General features: G+C 44.5%; 2 protein-coding genes and 1 pseudogene. 2 read left to right on the top strand and 1 reads right to left on the bottom strand.

Annotated features, from left to right (window positions below):
- The first annotated feature begins 279 nt into the window (after positions 1–279).
- A complete protein-coding gene (locus RTR63_RS11665; RefSeq protein WP_312524428.1) occupies positions 280–1,752 on the top strand; it encodes a transglycosylase SLT domain-containing protein in 1,473 nt (490 codons plus the stop codon).
- A gap of 133 nt (positions 1,753–1,885) precedes the next feature.
- Positions 1,886–2,407 (top strand): thioesterase family protein, encoded by a 522-nt coding sequence (locus RTR63_RS11660; RefSeq protein WP_312524426.1) that lies wholly within the window; start codon positions 1,886–1,888, stop codon positions 2,405–2,407.
- Between the two features lie 27 nt (positions 2,408–2,434).
- Here RTR63_RS11660 and RTR63_RS11655 read toward each other — a convergent pair.
- A pseudogene (locus RTR63_RS11655) lies at positions 2,435–2,643 on the bottom strand (symmetrical bis(5'-nucleosyl)-tetraphosphatase); the annotation flags it as partial.

Raw genomic sequence — 2,643 nt, 5'->3', positions numbered from 1 at the left:
TTGGGTTTGATTCTTTCATATAGCTATAATACTATATTTTATGGGTTTGGTATTAATAACGACCTATTTTGGATGGAAGCTTTTTTGGCGAGATTTAGGATAGATTTGGATAGTTGAATTAAGCCATCTACTTATTTGGCTTGGCTGACTGGTGCTTATTTTGACTAGTACTAGGTTTAACTATCGATTCGGTTCTTAGTTTCATAAAATGTTTTCATTTGGCATAGTTGTTTTTTATTAATTTAACGTATCTAACGTATGTGCACCGTGGAGTGACACATGCCGCTAAACTCATCATTTGAGTATTGTGATGATTTGGCTTTGACCTATCCTGCGTCGATTTCGATGTCGGTCAAAGCATTTTTAAGCCCTTTAACTTTATACCCGTTTCAACATCCTTTATTACGCTTTAGTAAATACGCGACCCAATTTAAACGCTTGCAATTCTTCCCTATTCAATTCAAACCTTGTTTGGGTGGGGAGATGTCGCCAAAAATTGCCCAGTCTCGTGTGCCAGCGGTGCCTAGCCATGTGCAAGATTTGGGGCAACTGGCGAATCCGTCCGCTCGGCTCATTGAGCGCTTTATCAAGCCGCTAAAATGGTTGAGTGCCAGTAAAAAGCTGGCAGCTGTGATGGGGATTGGTTTGCCCTTAGCTTATGTTGCCACCCAGGTGGGTGTTGCTGATAAAGTCGTTAATGGCAATGCTATCAATACCCTTGCCTCACCTACTAGCATGGTTGCAGCACCAAAAATGGCGACTTTTGATAGTATTCTATCTCAAAAGCAGCTGCGTATTGCCACCGTCAATGGTAATACCACCTATTTTGCTCAGGATGGTTTTGAGCACGGCTTTGGCTATGATGTCATGCGCCATTATGCCAAGCGATTGGATGTTACCCTGAGCACACAAGTGTTTGCCACTGATGCGGACGCGATGGCGGCTGTCAAAACGGGCAAAGCCGATGTCGCCTTGACTAATGGGTCGGATTACCAAAACGCCACCGCCACTGCGTTATCATCGCTGAGTCTAAGCTGCGACAAAGATTATTTATCACAGCAGGGTCTCAACGAGCATGTTGCCATACAGCTAAACCCCAATGATGTCAAACTCAACGACGATGTAAAAAACTTCCTGTGTGGCGGTCAATCGCTCACCCGTAATCAACATTTAGCCGCGTTTTATAGTCAAACACCATTGGCAGAGCCGTTTAATCAACAACATTTTGCCGATACCATGACACGCGTGTTGCCCATTTATGAACCATCTTTTAAGCAGACAGCAAACAAATACCGTCTTGATTGGGAACTGCTTGTGGCAATGGGGTACCAAGAATCGCATCTCGATGCAGAAGCCACTTCGCCAACGGGTGTGCGCGGTATCATGATGTTAACCAATGCCACTGCCAATGCGATGGGCGTTGATAATAGGACTGACCCGACGCAGAGCATCCAAGGGGGCGCTAAGTATCTCAGTCAGCTGCAACATGAATTTGCCCAAGTACCAGCATCGGATCGGGTATGGTTTACCCTAGCGGCTTACAATATGGGTCCCCAAGCGATTAAAGATATCCAGCAGATTTTGCAAAAGCGCGGTATTGATGGCAACAATTGGGCAGCCGTGTATCAGTATTTGAAAGTCAATAGTCAAAGCAATAGCCGTTACGTGCAATGCTTAGATTACGTCACCCATATTCGCAGTTATTTGGAGGCGTTAAAATTAGACAAAGTCAATCATCGTCAATTGACTTGATGAGTGTGTGTATAAAAAACGGCAAATTTTCAAAAAAGAATGGTTTAACGCCATTCTTTTTTTTATGCTATCACTTAGTCGTTTTTAAAAATTACTGAATTTATTGTTAACATTACCAACCTAAGGATACCACGTGACCCAGCTCCAGAATCAGCCCCACACTCAATCAAGCACTCAGCCTGTTTATGCCAACCAATACCGTATTTATTTGGAAGATACCGATGCAGGCGGCATTGTATATCACGCCAATCATTTAAAGCTGTTTGAGCGTTGTCGCCGCGATTGGTTACGGGAATTGGGAATGACCAATTATTTTTATCAAGCGCATTCAGCCGACGCTGTGAGTCAAGACGTTACTCACCATAGCGATAGTGGCAAGCCTGATATCCAATTTGTAGTGAGCCAAGCCAACATCCGCTATGTGCGTCCGATTCTGCTTGATAGCGAAGTCACCGTTGTGATTGAAACGGCAGACTGTAAATCTGCGTCATTACAGCTTGAGCAGCGGATTTATGATAGCCACCAGCAGCTGTTAAGCCAAGCGGAGATAAGTATTGTATGCGTGGCTACTAGCAAAGATGAAAAAGGGCAAACCCAAGTTCGCCCTACCCGTTTGCCCAAAGCGTTTGTGCAGCTGCTGCAGCTCGCTCGGTAACTTTAGGGTTATTTTGCTTTATAAAGGTTATTTTGCTTTACAAGTTTGACAGATAACTTGCTCATCTTCTAGGCGGTATGCCATCATACTGCCGCCCCATACACACCCTGCATCCGTGGCTCTGGCATTTGCCAAATCTACTTTGGCTTTTAGCGCCGCCCAATGACCAAATAAAATTTTGCGTTCGCGCGGCACTTGCCATTCAAACCACGGACGAAACCCCTCTGGCATTTTAT

The sequence above is a fragment of the Moraxella sp. CTOTU47724 genome, from assembly GCF_032014955.1.
GTDB lineage: Bacteria > Pseudomonadota > Gammaproteobacteria > Pseudomonadales > Moraxellaceae > Faucicola > Faucicola tetraodonis.
Note: the sequence above shows the minus strand (reverse complement) of the source record. Positions and strands in the feature narration are given on the sequence as shown.